This window comes from Streptomyces panaciradicis (assembly GCF_023516615.1).
Lineage (GTDB): Bacteria > Actinomycetota > Actinomycetes > Streptomycetales > Streptomycetaceae > Streptomyces > Streptomyces panaciradicis.
This window is the reverse complement of the sequence record NZ_JAMGBF010000027.1, coordinates 45,901-59,938: the sequence shown is the minus strand read 5'-3', so window position 1 is coordinate 59,938 and position 14,038 is coordinate 45,901. Positions and strand designations below refer to the sequence as shown.

Sequence of the window (14,038 nt, the reverse complement as noted above, 5' to 3'; positions counted from 1 at the left end):
CGAAAGAAGAGACCGTGACCCGACCCCCGCTCCAGGCCGTCCTGTTCGACATGGACGGCACGCTCGTCGACACCGAGCGGCTGTGGTGGGAGGCGGTGCAGGAGGTCGCCACGGGCCTCGGCCGGCCGTTGACCGAGGCCGACCAGCCGGAGGTGCTCGGCCGGCCCGTCGAGCACACCGCCGACTGGCTGGGCCGGATCACCGGCACGCCGGGGCTCGCCGGCCCGCTGCACCGCGAGTTCTCCGACCGCGTCCGCACCGGCATCGTGCCCCGCCCGGGCGCGCTCGCCCTGCTGGACGCCCTCGCCCGCGACGGCGTCCCCACCGCCCTGGTCACCGCCTCACCGCGGTCGGTCGCCGACAGCGTGCTGGCCGTGCTGGGCGCCGACCGGTTCCGGGTGTCGGTCACCGCCGACGACACCGCCAGCACCAAGCCCGCCCCCGACCCCTACCTCGCCGCCTGCCGCGCCCTCGGCGTCGAACCGGCCCGCTGCGTGGCCGTCGAGGACACCCCCACCGGCGTCAGCTCCGCCGAGGCGGCGGGCTGCGCCGTCCTCGCCGTGCCCTCGCTCGCCCCCATCGAGGCCGCGCCCGGGCGGACCGTCGTGGCCAGCCTGGAGGAGGTGACCGCGCAGCGGCTGCGCAGCCTGGTCCGGCCGCGGCTGCGCGTGCTCAGCTGGAACCTCTGGCACGGCGGCGCGAAGGTCGACGACCACCGTGCCAAGCAGCTCAAGGTCATCCTCGACACCGAGGCCGACGTGGTGGGCCTGCAGGAGACGGCCGGCACGGCGGCCCGGGAACTCGCCGAGGCGCTGGGCTGGCACCACCACCAGGCCGGCGAGAACCTCGGCATCATCAGCCGCCACCCCATCACGGCCCGCCTCGGCGACCCGGCCGTCGGCTTCTACGGCGCGGCCGGAGCCCGCATCCGCCTCGACGGCACGCGCGAGCTGGACGTGTGGACGGCCCACCTGCACTACACGCCGTACGGGCCCTACGAGGCCGCCTTCGACGGGCTCTCGCCGGCCGAGCTGATCGCCCACGAGGACGTGCGGCTCGCCCAGATGCGGCAGGCCCTGCGGCAGATCGCCGAGGCGGCCGGCCCGACGACACCCGTCGTCCTCACCGGCGACTTCAACTGCCCTTCCCACCTGGACCGGACGGACGTCGCCTGGCCGGTGACCCGGGCGGCCGAGGAGGCCGGGCTGCGCGACTCCTACCGGGAGGCCCGTCCGGACCCGGTGCGCGACCCCGGCCGCACCTGGTCGCCGGTCCACCCGCGGCACGAGGACGACCCCGCGCTCCCGGAGCCGCAGGACCGGATCGACTACGTGCTGCACAACGGGCGCGGCCTCAGCGTCCTCGACGCGCGCACGGTCGTCACCGGCGTCCCGCGCGCCTGGCCCGACGTCGCCGGCAACGACTGGCCCTCCGACCACGCGGCGGTGCTCACGACGTTCGAGCTGAACCCGCCGGACTGAACGCCGGACTGACCGGGGCCGGCCGCCCGGCCGCCGTCACCCGGCGGCGTTGTCGACCCGCATCCGCACCTGCTCCTCCAGCCGCTCCAGACTGTGGTCGAGAGCCTCGCAGGCGGCCGCCTCACCCGGATCGTGGGCGTCCTCGAAGAAGGACAGGTGCACGGTCACCTCGCTGGTGCCGGTGTCCATGCCGGCGACCTGGAGCCAGCCGGCGTAGCCGCCGTCCTCCCGGGTGCCCCACTCCAGGCGCATCTGGTCGGGGCGCGGCCGCAGGAGGGCGGGCGTGTCGTGGTCGCTGCCGTCCTCGTGGACGGTGACCGCCGGCGGGTCGTCGGGGCGGACGTGCAGCGCGGCCGGCAGCCAGCCGTCCAGCCGGCCGACGTTGGCCGCCTGGTCGAAGACGTGCTCCGGCAGGGCGGGCATCGTGCGGGAGCGTTCGTACTCGGTCATCAAGCGTCACCTCCGCGGTTGTGGCACAGCATCACGACGCGTGCCCTTTTTGAGGTGATTGAACCCACGGTCTCGGCATCGGCCGGCCAGGGCGGCCGAAAAGCTCCGGGCCGGGCGCCGGACGACAAGTTGTCTCTCTCGTACGCCAGTTACCGCTGTCCGAACGGTCTTACGACGTCGATTCCCGTCCATCATCCGTCAGTCCCGGAGACTCGCGTCCCGCGCCCCGGCTCCGCGCCTACCTTCCGAGGACCGGGCGGGCCGTCGGTCCGTCGCAGCCGACAACACATTCGAAGGGGTGGGCGCCATGGCGGGCGTGGAAGTGTCACTGAAGGAAATGATGGCCGGTGTCGAGGGATCGGTGGGGGCCGCGGTCGTCGACTACACCAGCGGAATGGCCCTGGGCACACTGGGAGGCAGCAAGGACCTCGACCTGACGGTCGCGGCGGCCGGCAACACGGATGTGATCCGGGCCAAGGTGCGCACGATGGAGCAGCTGGGGCTCAAGAGCGGGATCGAGGACATCCTGATCACGCTCGACCGGCAGTACCACCTGATCCGTCTGGTCGCGGGCCGCAACGGCAACGGCCTGTTCCTGTACCTCGTACTCGACAAGGAGCGCTCCAACCTGGCGATGGCCCGCCACCAGCTCAAGCGCGTCGAGGAACAACTCGAGGTCTAGATCCCTCCGCCGTCCGGGTGTCGTGCGCCCACGATGTGAAGACTTCTTCAACTCACCACATCAGCATGATCCCAATTCGTGCCTGCGCACGGCCCCGGGCGGCCAGGATCGGTTCCGAAGGGCAGCCGCGGCGGTGACCTCGGGGCCGCCGCCCCATGGCAACCGCACCCGACCCGGCAGGGAGAGAGCACTGATGCAGGTCCCCCTCTACCAGGCCAAGGCGGATTTCTTCCGCATGCTCGGGCATCCCGTGCGCATCCGGGTCCTGGAGCTGCTCCAACACGGTCCGGTCCCGGTACGGGACCTGCTGGCGGACATCGAGATCGAGCCGTCCAGCCTCTCGCAGCAGCTGGCCGTGCTGCGCCGCTCAGGGATCGTGGTGTCCATCCGGGAGGGCTCCACCGTCACCTACGCCCTCGCCGGCGGTGACGTCGCCGAACTGCTGCGCGCGGCCCGCCGGATCCTGACCGAGCTGCTCGCCGGGCAGAACGAGCTCCTCGCCGAGCTGCGGCAGGCCGACACCACTCCCCCGCCGGTGTCCACGAGCGGCCGCCTGTGACGCCGGGCGGAGAAACCGCGACCGGCGTGTTGCGCCGCCCGAGTGGTGGATCCGCGCGCCCGGCCGTAGCGTCGAACTCGGGACGGACGATGGTGGCTCGCGCTCGGGAGCGGTCATGCGCGGACAGGTAATCAGCACGGCGGTCGCACTCTTTTTCGCCGCGTCGCTCACGGCGGCGGCAGCGGCACCTCCCTCCGCGGCACGGCCCGCGTCGGAGCCCGCCACACGGGCCGCACGGCCGGCTCCGGTGCTCGTCGACTGCTTCTGGCACGCACGGGTCCGCCCGGCGAACTTCATGCTCGCCTGCGGGGACGGCAACAGCCGCCTGGCGTCGCTGCATTGGACGACATGGGGCCGGGACGGGGCGAGGGCGCAGGGCGTGAACTGGGTCAACGACTGCAAGCCGTACTGCGCGGCCGGCCGGTTCCACGCCTATCCCGTGGTGGTACGGCTGGACCACGCGCGGCCCTGGAAGAAGCACCCGCGGCTGCGGCACTACACGCGCATGACCCTCGTGTACAACGCCGACCGGCCGCGCTCCTTCCCGCAGACCGTGGTCTATCCGCTGTGGGACTGATCCCTCTCCCCGCGTGAGCCGCGGTCGCCGGTGTCCAGCGGCGACCGGCCCTGGACGGACTCACCGGCGGTGAGGTGCTCCAGGACCTCGACCAGTTCCCTGCATGCCTGTTCCACCGAGCGCCTGGTGTGGAGCTGTTCGGTGATCACCGCCGACAGCAGGAGGGCGGTCAGGGCCATCGCGCCGTTGAAGGCCTGGAGCTTGACCATCACCTCGATGCGGGACATCCGGTCGAAGGGGCCGATCTGGTCCGTGGCCGCGACCGTGGCCATGACGGAGGCCAGGGCGGCGCACAGCATGCTGCCGGCGAGCTGGAAGCGCAGCGCGGCCCAGATCACCAGCGGATAGACGAGGAACAGCAGACTGACGTCGCTCCGGGTGGCGAAGGGGATGACGCACCCGGCGACGAGGGCCAGACCCACGGCCTCCTTCCAGCGCGGTGTGCGCGGGAGCCGGTGCACCCGCCACAGCACCAGCAGGACGGGGGTGACGATCAGGACGCCCATGGCGTCGCCGACGTACCAGGTCGACCAGACGAGCCAGAAGCCGTCGGTGGCGAGCTTGCCGGTGAGGACCAGCAGACCGGCACCGGCCGTCGCGCTGACCAGCATGGCGGTCAGCGCCCCGAGGAACACCAGGGCGAAGCCGTCCCGCAGCCGGGCGAGGTCGGTGCGGAAGCCGACCCTGCGCAGCAGGTAGTAGGCGCACACGGGGGCGGCGGTGTTGCCCACCAGGGTGCCGATGACGGCGGGCTGGATCGAGCTGATCGACATGACGACCAGCAGGGCGCCCAGGGCGATACCGGGCCAGGAGCGCATCCCGAACAGCAGCAGGCAGGCCACCGCGAGGCCGGTGGGCGGCCACACGGGAGTGACGACGGCGCCGTCCACGACCAGCTGCCGCATCAGCCCCAGCCGTCCGGCCGCGAAGTAGCAGGCGGCGACGGCCGTCACCTGGAGGGCGTAGCCGCCCCCTCGGCGCAGATCATCGGTACCCACCACATCTGCCATCACACACCGGCCGGGCCGTCTTGGCGAGGCGAGCGGCGTCTCCCGCCCGCTTGCGGGCGCCTACGGCCGCGTCGCGACCCCGTCGTGGCCCACCACGAGGACCGCCGCGTCGTCCTCGTGGCCCACCCGCTCGGCGACCTTCATCACCGCGGCGGCGAGTGCGCCCGCCTCCATGCCGGCGACCGCGGCGAGGCCGGCGAGGCGGACCACCTGGTCGAGGCCCTCGTCGACGCTCAGCGAGGGCCCTTCGACCACGCCGTCGGTGAGCAGGACGAACACACCGCCGGTGGTCAGGCGCGAGAGGGTGACCGGGAAGTCGACGCCCGCCACGACGCCCAGCGGCGGGCCGCCCTCGTCGTCGGCGACGCCGGAGCGGCCGTCCGCGGTGGCCCAGATGTGCGGGATGTGCCCGGCCCGCGCGCTCTCCAGGACGCCGGTGGACGGGTCGAGCCGCATGAAGGTGCAGGTGGCGAAGAGGTCGGTGCCGAGGGACAGCAGCAGGTCGTTGGTCCGGGACAGCAGTTCTCCGGGCTCGCTGGTCACGGAGGCCAGCGCGCGCAGCCCGACCCGGACCTGGCCCATGAAGGCGGCGGCCTCGATGTTGTGGCCCTGGACGTCACCGATGGACAGGCCGATCTGCCCGTCGGGCAGGGTGAAGACGTCGTACCAGTCGCCGCCCACGTTGAGCCCGTGGTAGGCGGGGGCGTAGCGGACGGCCAGGTGGAAGCCGCGGGCGAGGGGCAGGTCCCGGGGCAGCATCCCGCGCTGGAGGGCGATGGCCAGCTCGACGCGGGAACGCTGGACCTCGGCGAGCTCGCGCGCCTGGGCGGTGAGCGAACCGAGTCGGGCGAGCAGCTCGTCGCCGTCCTCCGTGTCGCGCGTGGTGGGCATCGATCACTCCGGCGGGGCCGTGGGCCGTGGCCCCTTCAGGGCGAAACCCCCGAATTCACATCTAAGAGGATGATAGCGACATTAAGGGGCGGACCGACGGCCTTCCGTCGGTCCACCCCCGGTGCACACCCGTCGCGTCAGCCGCCCAGGGCCGCCATGACCACGTCCTTCGCCTCGTCCTGCACCTGTGCGAGGTGCTCTGGACCGCGGAAGGACTCGGCGTAGATCTTGTAGACGTCCTCCGTGCCGGAGGGCCGGGCCGCGAACCACGCGTTCTCGGTGGTCACCTTGATGCCGCCGATGGACGCGCCGTTGCCGGGCGCCTCGGTGAGCACCCCGGTGACCGCCTCCCCGGCGAGGGTGTCGGCGGTGACCTGCGCCGGGGAGAGCTTGCCCAGCAGCGCCTTCTCCTCCCGTGTCGCCGGGGCGTCGATGCGCGCGTAGGCGGGTTCGCCGAAGCGGTCCGTCATGGCGGCGTAGTGCTGCGAAGGCGTCTTCCCGGTGACCGCGGTGATCTCGGAGGCGAGCAGCGCCAGGATGATGCCGTCCTTGTCGGTGGTCCACACCGAGCCGTCCCGGCGCAGGAAGGACGCGCCCGCCGACTCCTCCCCGCCGAAGCCGATGGAGCCGTCGACCAGCCCGTCCACGAACCACTTGAACCCGACGGGCACCTCGACCAGCCGTCGCCCCAGGTCGGCGGCGACCCGGTCGATCATGCCCGACGACACCAGGGTCTTGCCGATCCCCGCCTGCGCGGGCCACTGCTCCCGGTGGCTGTAGAGATAGGAGATCGCGACGGCGAGGTAGTGGTTGGGGTTCATCAGCCCGGCGTCGGGAGTGACGATGCCGTGCCGGTCGGCGTCGGCGTCGTTGCCGGTCGCGATCTGGAAGCGGTCGCGCTGCTCGATGAGCGAGGCCATCGCGTAGGGCGAGGAGCAGTCCATGCGGATCTTGCCGTCCCAGTCCAGGGTCATGAACCGCCAGGTGGGGTCGGCGAGCGGGTTGACCACGGTCAGGTCGAGGCGGTGCTGCTCGGCGATGCGGCCCCAGTAGGCGACGGACGCCCCGCCGAGCGGGTCGGCGCCGATGCGGATGCCGGCGGAGCGGACGGCGTCCAGGTCGAGGACGTTCGGCAGGTCGGCGACGTAGGCGCCGAGGTAGTCGTGGCGGCGGGTGGTCTCGGCCGCCAGCGCCCGGGTGTACGGGATGCGGTTCACGTCCTTCAGACCGCCGGCGATGATCTCGTTGGCGCGGTCCTGGATCCAGGACGTGGCGTCCGAGCCGGCCGGTCCGCCGCTGGGCGGGTTGTACTTGAAGCCGCCGTCGGCGGGCGGGTTGTGCGAGGGGGTGACCACCACGCCGTCGGCGAGGCCGGAGGTACGGCCGCGGTTGTGGGTGAGGATGGCGTGCGAGACGGCGGGGGTGGGCGTGTAGCCGTCGGCGCTGTCGATGAGCACGGTGACGCCGTTGGCCGCGAACACCTCCAGGGCGGTGACCCGGGCCGGCTCGGACAGGGCGTGGGTGTCGGCGCCGAGGAAGAGCGGCCCGTCGGTGCCCTGCCCGGCGCGGTACTCGCAGATCGCCTGGCTGGTGGCGGCGATGTGGTCCTCGTTGAACGCGGTCGTCAGGGACGATCCGCGGTGCCCTGACGTGCCGAACGCGACCCGTTGCCCCGGGTCGGCCGGGTCCGGGTGCAGCGCGTAGTACGCGGTGACCAGCCGGGCGACGTCGACGAGGTCCTCGGGGCCGGCCGGGCGGCCCGCTCGCTCGTGCTGCATGTGCCCGCTCCTCCACATCGGTTGTCCAAACTGCTTGCCGCCCCATCTTCCCTCGCCGGGGCGGCACGCAGCGAGAGCGGGTCAGTGCCCGGACCGGCCGAGCAGCGCGCAGACGAAGTTCTCCTGAACGGCGCGCAGCCGCTTCAACAGGTCTGGCTTCAGGGCCTCGTTGATCTGGGTGGTGACCGAGAAGGTCAGGGAGCGGCGGCCGTCCGGGGTGGCGGCGATGAGCTGGGTGTAGCCGGGGAAGTTGCCGGTGTGCCCGAGGACGACGCCGCACCGGGTGCTGTAGCGGAACAGGGCGAGTCCGGCGGAGTTGCTCCCGGGACCGGCGGGCTCGGAGGCGCCGTCGATCCAGTGCCGTTGCTGCCGTACGACGTCCGGGCCGTACAGGCGTCCGCCCGCGTAGCCGCGGATGAAGCGGGTCAGGTCGGCGGGGGTGGAGATGATCCCTCCGGACGCCCAGGAGCCGGAGGCGCCGAGGAGTTCGCTGACGTCCTGCGGGGGCGCGGGCGGGGTGACGTCGTAGCCGTGCAGATAGGGCTCGGGGATGCGGTAGCCCTGGGGCAGGCTGGTGTCGCGCAGGTGCAGGGGACGGTGGACGAGCTCGCGCAGGAGCTGTTCGTACGGGGTGCCGGTGGCGGCCTCGGCCATGAGGGCGACGGCGATGTTGTCGGAGTTGGAGTAGTGGTAGCGGCTTCCCGGGGGGAACTCCAGGGGCCGGTCGGCGACGAAGTCGAGCAGCCGCCGGGAGTCGAACTGGTGGTGCGGGTCGGCCGCGAGGATGCTGCGGAAGGCGGGCGAGGCGGTGTAGTCGGGCAGACCGCTGGTGTGGGCGAGCAGCTGACGCAGCGTCACCGCCGCCCAGGCGCGCGGGAGTCGGGGCAGGCGTCGGCCGATGGTGTCGTCGAGGCGCAGGACGTGCCGGTCGACCAGGGTCAGCGCGACGGCGCCGCTGAAGGCCTTCGCCGTGCTGGCGATCCGCATGTGGTCTCCGGGACTCGGGCGGCGGCCGGTGGCGAGGTCGGCGACGCCCGCCCGGATCACCCGGGTGTCCCGGTCCCGGCGCAGCACGGCGATGACGGCGGGCGGCCCGCCGGGCTCGTGTGTGAGCTGCTCGGCCTGGCGCCACAGGTCGTCCTGGTGCGGGGCTGGGGTCGCGGCGGTGCCGGTCGCGGCGGGGCCGAGGGCCGTGACGCAGAGCGCGAGGCAGCCGGCGATCAGCAGACGGGAACGGTCGGTGAGGCGGAGGGGCATGGGCACTCCAGGCGGGGGCGGGACTGCGGTGCAGGCCCAGCCTTGCCGCTCGCCGCCGCCCCCGCCCCGCGGTGCTGCTGCATCCGGCCGAACGGCGCCCCGCCCGCCGTCAGGCGCCGGCCGGGTACAGCTTCGTGACCTTGCCCTGCGGGGTGGCCACGAGGTAGCCGGTCTCGCCGTAGTCGTTCGTGAGGTAGGCCCTGATCGAGGCGGGCTCACCCCACAGGGTGCTCGGGGGCTCCACCAACAGGTAGGTCAGTGTCGGCTTGTCGACATGGAGCTTCTTCCGGGCGAGGGCGAGCAGGTCGGGCACCGCGTCCCAGTTGTAGTTCTTCAGGCTCACCGGGGTGTCGCCGCTCGTCAGGGTGCCCTTGATGATGCCCTTCTCCACTCCGCCCCCGGAACGGTAGGTGTAGGTGTCGTAGCGCGTCCGGCTGCCCGGGACCACCGCGTCCGCCGACACGTACGTGGGGTACACCTTGAAGTCGCCGAAGGTGTTCCTGCCCGTCTCGTCCTCGATGGCTTTGAGGGCCGTGCGGATGGCTGTGGGGGTGAGCATGCCGGTGCCGTGATGCGACGTCGTGTCCTGCGCCGCGGACGGCGACGGCGACGGCTTCGTGGGCGTCGGGCTCTGTCCCACCGTCGTGTGCCTGCTCGGTCCCGCGGAGCCCGACGGGCTGTCGCCCTTGTCGCCGCCGGACAGGGCCACCCAGGTCACGCCGCCCACCAGCAGCGCTCCGGCCGCGGCGGAGGCGATCAGGGCACGGCGCGAGCGCCCGGGGCGGGCCACGACGGTCTCGGCCGACGGCGGCGCCTGGGGCCGCGGCGGCGCGAGCGGGTAGGAGGTCGTGCCGGAACCGCCGGCGTCCTGCGCCACCGCGGCGAGCAGCGCGTCGATCGTCGCCGCGTCCGGCCGCGCCGCGGGGTCCCGCACCAGCACGCGTCCCAGTACGGGCGTCAGCGGCCCGGCCTGCTTGGGCGGCGGTACCTCCTCGTGGAGTACGGCGGCCAGCGTGGCCAGGGTCGTTCCGCGCCGCAGCGGGTGGTGGCCCTCGACGGCCACGTACAGCATCATCGCCAGCGACCACAGGTCCGCCGCGGGGCCGCCGTCGCCGCCCGTCACGCGTTCCGGGGCCATGTAGTCCGGGGTGCCGATGATGGAGCCGGTGGCGGTCAGGGCGGTGGCCTCGCGGACGGCGGCGATCCCGAAGTCCGTGAGCACGGGGCGGCCGTCGGTGCGCAGCAGCACGTTGGCGGGTTTGACGTCGCGGTGCTGGACGCCCGCCGCGTGGGCGGCGCGCAGGGCGTCCAGCACCCCGCGGCCGATGCGGGCGGCCTCGGCGGGCGCCATGGGACCGCGGGCCAGCCGGTCGGCGAGCGAGCCGCCCTCGACGAGCTCCATGACGATCCACGGATAGGTGCCCGGCCCGCCGTCGACGATGTGGTGGATCGTCACGACGTTCGGGTGCTGGACCCTCGCCAGGGCGCGGGCCTCGCGCAGCACCCGCTCGCGGAGCATGCGCGCGCTGTCCGGGTCGTACTCGGCGAGGTCGGGGTCCGCGGGACGGACCTCCTTGACGGCCACGGCGCGATGCAGCAGCAGGTCACGGGCGCGCCAGACCGTGCCCATGCCGCCGCCACCGAGCCTGGTCTGCAACTCGAAGCGGTCGTCGACGATGCGTCTGCCGCTGTCCCCGTCGTTCATGGCGAGGAGCTTAAGGGACGCCTCGGACAGTCCGTGCCCCGCACCGGGGTCCGGTGCGGGGAGGCGGGCGCCTGCCTGCTACTCGGCGCCGACCAGCGCTCTGACCTGGAACTCGTCGAAGGCGTCGGGCTCTTCGCGGCGCGCCAAGACGGTGCCGAGCCGGCCGAGGACGAACCCGGCCGGGATCGAGACGATGCCCGGGTTCTGCAGCGGGAACCAGGCGAAGTCGGCGTCCGGGTAGAAGGAGGCCGGGGTCGAGGAGACGACCGGGGAGAAGACGACGAGGAGCACCGAGCACAGCAGGCCGCCGCAGAGGCTGAGCAGGGCGCCGGTCGCGTGGAAGCGCCGCCAGAACAGGGTGTGGACGAGGGTGGGCAGGAGGGCGGAGGCGGCGGTGGCGAAGGCGAGGAACGCCAGGGTGGCGGTGTTGGCGCCCCAGGACACCAGGGCCAGCAGCATGCCGAGGACCCCGATGACGACCGCGGAGAGGCGGGCGACGACGAGTTCCTCGGTCTGCTCCGCCCTGCCCTTGCGGACGACCTCGCCCCACAGGTCGTGGGCGAGGGAGGAGGCCGCGGCGAGGGTGAGTCCGGAGGCGACGGCGAGGAGGGTGACGAAGGCCAGGCAGGACAGCAGGGCCGTCAGGACCCCGCCGCCGAGCTGGTGCGCCAGGAGCAGGACGGCCGAGTCGCCCTTGCGGTCCGTCCGCTCGATGGTTCCGCAATACTGCGCACGGCAGCGGCGTGCGGAGCAGGTTCGGACGGTGCGGCCGGGGTCAGCCCATCAGTCCGGCCGCGAGAGTGGCCCCCAGTTCCCAGCAGGCCTCGATGTCGGCCTTGCCGGGCTCACCGGTCACGGTCACGGGCGCGGCGGTACGTCGCCAGCCGAGGCCCGTGGTGATGGTGTCGATGGCGCGGAGGGCGCCGGTGACGTCGCTGCCGCCGTGCACGTAGCAGCCGTAGGGCCTGCCCTGGGTGGCGTCCAGGCACGGGTAGTAGATCTGGTCGAAGAAGTGCTTGAGGGCCCCGGACATGTACCCGATGTTGGCCGGGGTCCCCAGCAGACACGCGTCGGCGGCCAGCACGTCCGCCGCGGAGGCGGACAGCGCCGGCCGCCGTACCACGTCGACGCCGTCGATCTCCGGCGCGGTGGCACCGGAGACGACGGCCTCCAGCATGGCCTGGCAGTTCGGCGAGGGCGTGTGGTGCACGATCAGCAGGGTGGGCACATCCCGCACCCTGCCCTCTCGCGCCGCACCCGCGCAAGCGCGGGCGGGTCACCCGCGCTAGCGCGTCCTCACCGTTGCCGCAGGAAGGTGCGCTTCGAGCGGGCGAGCACGACCAGGCCCGCGATCAGCAGGACGGTGCCGGCCGCAGCGGGCCACAGGCTCGTGCCGGTCTCGGCCAGGTTGCCCTGGACCGCCTGGGGTTCGGTCTGTCCCGCGGCCGCCGCGTCGTTCCCGCCGGAAGCCTGGGACTGCGCGGAATCGCCGCCCGAGCCGCCGGAGCCGCCGCCGTTGTCCGCCGGGGCGCTGTTCGCCGGTGCGGCCGAGGCGCTCTTGGAGGACGAGGACTTCCCGTAGACCTTGGGCACGGAGGTGCTGGACACGCTCGGCTCGTCGCCGCCCGGCTGGTCGGTCTGCGGCGCGGCGGTCGTGGGCTGAGTCGCCCCGCCACCGGAGCCGCCCTGGTCGCCGGCGCCCGAACCGCCGTTGCCCGAACCGCCGTTGTCGCCCGACCCCTTGCCGTCGTTGCCCTTGCCGTCGTTGCCCTTGCCGTCGTTGCCCTTGCCGGGGTCCTGCGTGGGCTGGGCGGTCGGCTCCTGCGAAGGCGTGGCGGAGGGAGCGTCGGTCGGCTGCGCGGACGGCGACTCGGTCGCGCCCCCGCCGGAACCGCCGTTGTCACCCGAGCCACCGTTGCCGCCGTTGCCGCCGTTGCCGCCGTTGTCACCGCCGCCGTTGCCGCCCGTGTCACCGGAACCGCCCGAGCCGCCCGGGTCCTCGCCGGTGCCGGCGCCGCAGTTCCGTCCGTCGTTGATGCAGGAGACCATCTCCTTCATCAGGCCCGCGTCGAAGACGTTGATGAAGTCGCCGTGGTCGGTCACCGGCTTGTGCAGGTTCTCGGGGAAGGAGTCCACCGCGAACAGCGGGGTGGTCCGGCCGCCGTCCTGCAGGCTCGGTGCCTTGACGTCGTAGACGATGCGCTGGACGAGCTGCGGGATCGCCTCGAAGCCGTTGGGGCAGGCGCCCGAGGCGTCGGCGAAGGCCACGTGGGTGCGGTGGTTGGCGCTGTCGATGTTGCGGCCGTCCCAGCAGCTCTGGAAGCGGAAGGTGCGCACCACGTCGCTGCCCTGCGGGCACAGCGGGTACTTGTCCTTCAGCTGCCGGTCCTCGAAGCCGGTGCAGCTCCAGGAGGCGTTGGCGTTGGCCGGCCCGTTGACGAAGGCCTTGGCGTCGCCGGTGATGATGCGCAGCAGGCGGGGCATCTCCGCGACCTTGCTGCGCGGGCTGCCGATGAAGGTCATGGTGACCTGCTTGGGCGTGACGATCTGCCCGGCGTTGCCCTCGGTGCCGCCGCCCGGCTTGTCCGCGTCCTGCTCCTGGGTGCCGTTCTGCAGACGCAGCACGGGCCAGTAGTACGTGGACTTGTCGCCCTTGTTCTCGCAGCTGGTGTCGGCCTTCGCAAGGTCGTCGTCGCTGGCGAAGGCGGTGTTGGACTGGTTGCCGATGTAGTCGTGGAAGTGGTGGGCGCCGTTGCTGACGCCCGGGGCGACGATCACGTTGTCCGAGTTGCGCAGGCCGTTCGCATTGACCCCGCAGCTGGTGGTGAAGGTGCCCTTGGAGTCGAAGGAACTCAGGTCCGGGGCCGGTGAGTTGGGCTGGACGGAGTTGATGTCCTGGTAGTCGGCGGCGACCGGACCGTTGCCGGCCTGGCCGCCGTTGCCGTTCTGCTGGCCTCCCTGCGGCTGGCCGCTCGGGGAACTTCCGTTGTTCTGGCCGTTGTTCTGGCCGCCGCCCTGGGAGTCGCCCGCGTTCTGGCCGCCGTCCTGACCGTTCCAGGTGCGCATCTGGCAGTTGGCCATCGCGTCGAGCCCGTCGGACTTCCCGCCAGCCTGGTCCATCGCGGCGCCGATGCTGTCGAGGGTCTGCCCCCGCTGCTCCTCCAGCGGCTTCATGACCTTGTCGTCGGTGTAGCCGCTGTCCTGGCGCTGCTCGGGCGTCGCCGCCTGCAACTGCTGGTAGGCCTGCGCTATCTGCTGGTCCAGCGCGGCCAGGTCCTTGTCGACGTCCGGCCTGGCCTTCTCCGGCACCTCGGTCAGCTTGCTGCCGACGTCGGGGCAGTCGATCGTCCCGCCGGCGGCACTGAACGTCGATCCCTGCTGGGCCCCCGAGTCCTCCGTCGCCGAGGCGTAGACGTTGGCCGCGATCAGTCCTCCGCCGCCCAGCATCAGGGCCATGGCCGCGAAGGTGGCCCGGCGTGGGCCTGTCGGGCGTCTGCGCGAGTTGCGTCCCACGAGTGTTCTCCTACTGCTTTCGGCGGTCGGCATGGAAATCCCTCGCCCCATACGGATGACGGCGCCCGAGTGTTCAACCGCCTCACGGATTCATAGAAACCTCTCAGAAGTTGTTCGATCCCGCTGGTGGTACGG

12 protein-coding genes and 1 pseudogene are annotated in these 14,038 nt (G+C 72.6%); 4 read left to right on the top strand and 9 right to left on the bottom strand.

Annotated elements, in window-relative coordinates:
* Positions 1-14: 14 nt before the first annotated feature.
* Complete coding sequence (locus M8J74_RS12160) at positions 15-1,481, top strand: HAD-IA family hydrolase (RefSeq protein ID WP_249836379.1); 1,467 nt, start codon at positions 15-17, stop codon at positions 1,479-1,481.
* Positions 1,482-1,517: 36 nt separating this feature from the next.
* On the opposite strand, the gene M8J74_RS12155 is transcribed toward M8J74_RS12160, so the two are convergent.
* Positions 1,518-1,931: an SRPBCC family protein gene (locus tag M8J74_RS12155; RefSeq protein WP_249836378.1), complete on the bottom strand. Its 414-nt coding sequence runs from the start codon at positions 1,929-1,931 to the stop codon at positions 1,518-1,520.
* Between the two features lie 307 nt (positions 1,932-2,238).
* Between M8J74_RS12155 and M8J74_RS12150 the strand changes: the two genes are divergently transcribed.
* The 3 genes from M8J74_RS12150 (at position 2,239) to M8J74_RS12140 (ending at position 3,749) form a co-directional block, all read left to right on the top strand.
* Complete coding sequence (locus M8J74_RS12150; protein ID WP_142145747.1) at positions 2,239-2,613, top strand: roadblock/LC7 domain-containing protein; 375 nt, start codon at positions 2,239-2,241, stop codon at positions 2,611-2,613.
* Between the two features lie 193 nt (positions 2,614-2,806).
* On the top strand, positions 2,807-3,172 hold the full coding sequence (locus tag M8J74_RS12145; protein WP_249836377.1) for an ArsR/SmtB family transcription factor: 366 nt from the start codon (positions 2,807-2,809) through the stop codon (positions 3,170-3,172).
* A gap of 115 nt (positions 3,173-3,287) precedes the next feature.
* Positions 3,288-3,749: a hypothetical protein gene (locus tag M8J74_RS12140; RefSeq protein WP_249836376.1), complete on the top strand. Its 462-nt coding sequence runs from the start codon at positions 3,288-3,290 to the stop codon at positions 3,747-3,749.
* On the opposite strand, the gene M8J74_RS12135 is transcribed toward M8J74_RS12140, so the two are convergent.
* From M8J74_RS12135 to M8J74_RS12100, 8 genes and pseudogenes are all read right to left on the bottom strand, one after another.
* A complete protein-coding gene (locus M8J74_RS12135; protein WP_249836375.1) occupies positions 3,731-4,759 on the bottom strand; it encodes an MASE1 domain-containing protein in 1,029 nt (342 codons plus the stop codon). The genes M8J74_RS12140 and M8J74_RS12135 overlap by 19 nt on opposite strands.
* A gap of 60 nt (positions 4,760-4,819) precedes the next feature.
* A complete protein-coding gene (locus M8J74_RS12130) occupies positions 4,820-5,650 on the bottom strand; it encodes a PP2C family protein-serine/threonine phosphatase (RefSeq protein ID WP_249836374.1) in 831 nt (276 codons plus the stop codon).
* Between the two features lie 137 nt (positions 5,651-5,787).
* Entirely contained in the window at positions 5,788-7,428 is a 1,641-nt protein-coding gene (gene pgm, locus M8J74_RS12125) for a phosphoglucomutase (alpha-D-glucose-1,6-bisphosphate-dependent) (protein WP_249836373.1), read from the bottom strand.
* A gap of 81 nt (positions 7,429-7,509) precedes the next feature.
* Entirely contained in the window at positions 7,510-8,685 is a 1,176-nt protein-coding gene (locus M8J74_RS12120; protein WP_249836372.1) for a serine hydrolase domain-containing protein, read from the bottom strand.
* A gap of 109 nt (positions 8,686-8,794) precedes the next feature.
* The gene (locus M8J74_RS12115) at positions 8,795-10,390 is read right to left on the bottom strand and encodes a serine/threonine-protein kinase (protein ID WP_249836371.1); all 1,596 of its coding nucleotides are present in this window, start codon (positions 10,388-10,390) and stop codon (positions 8,795-8,797) included.
* A 78-nt stretch (positions 10,391-10,468) separates the two neighbouring features.
* Positions 10,469-11,107 (bottom strand): annotated as a pseudogene (locus M8J74_RS12110) (sodium:solute symporter family transporter); the annotation flags it as partial.
* 58 nt (positions 11,108-11,165) lie between these two features.
* A complete protein-coding gene (locus M8J74_RS12105; protein WP_249836370.1) occupies positions 11,166-11,618 on the bottom strand; it encodes a flavodoxin family protein in 453 nt (150 codons plus the stop codon).
* A gap of 68 nt (positions 11,619-11,686) precedes the next feature.
* Positions 11,687-13,846 carry a DUF1996 domain-containing protein gene (locus tag M8J74_RS12100; RefSeq protein ID WP_249836427.1) on the bottom strand — a complete coding sequence of 720 codons (2,160 nt, stop codon included), beginning with the start codon at positions 13,844-13,846 and terminating at the stop codon, positions 11,687-11,689.
* Between the last annotated feature and the right edge of the window lie 192 nt (positions 13,847-14,038).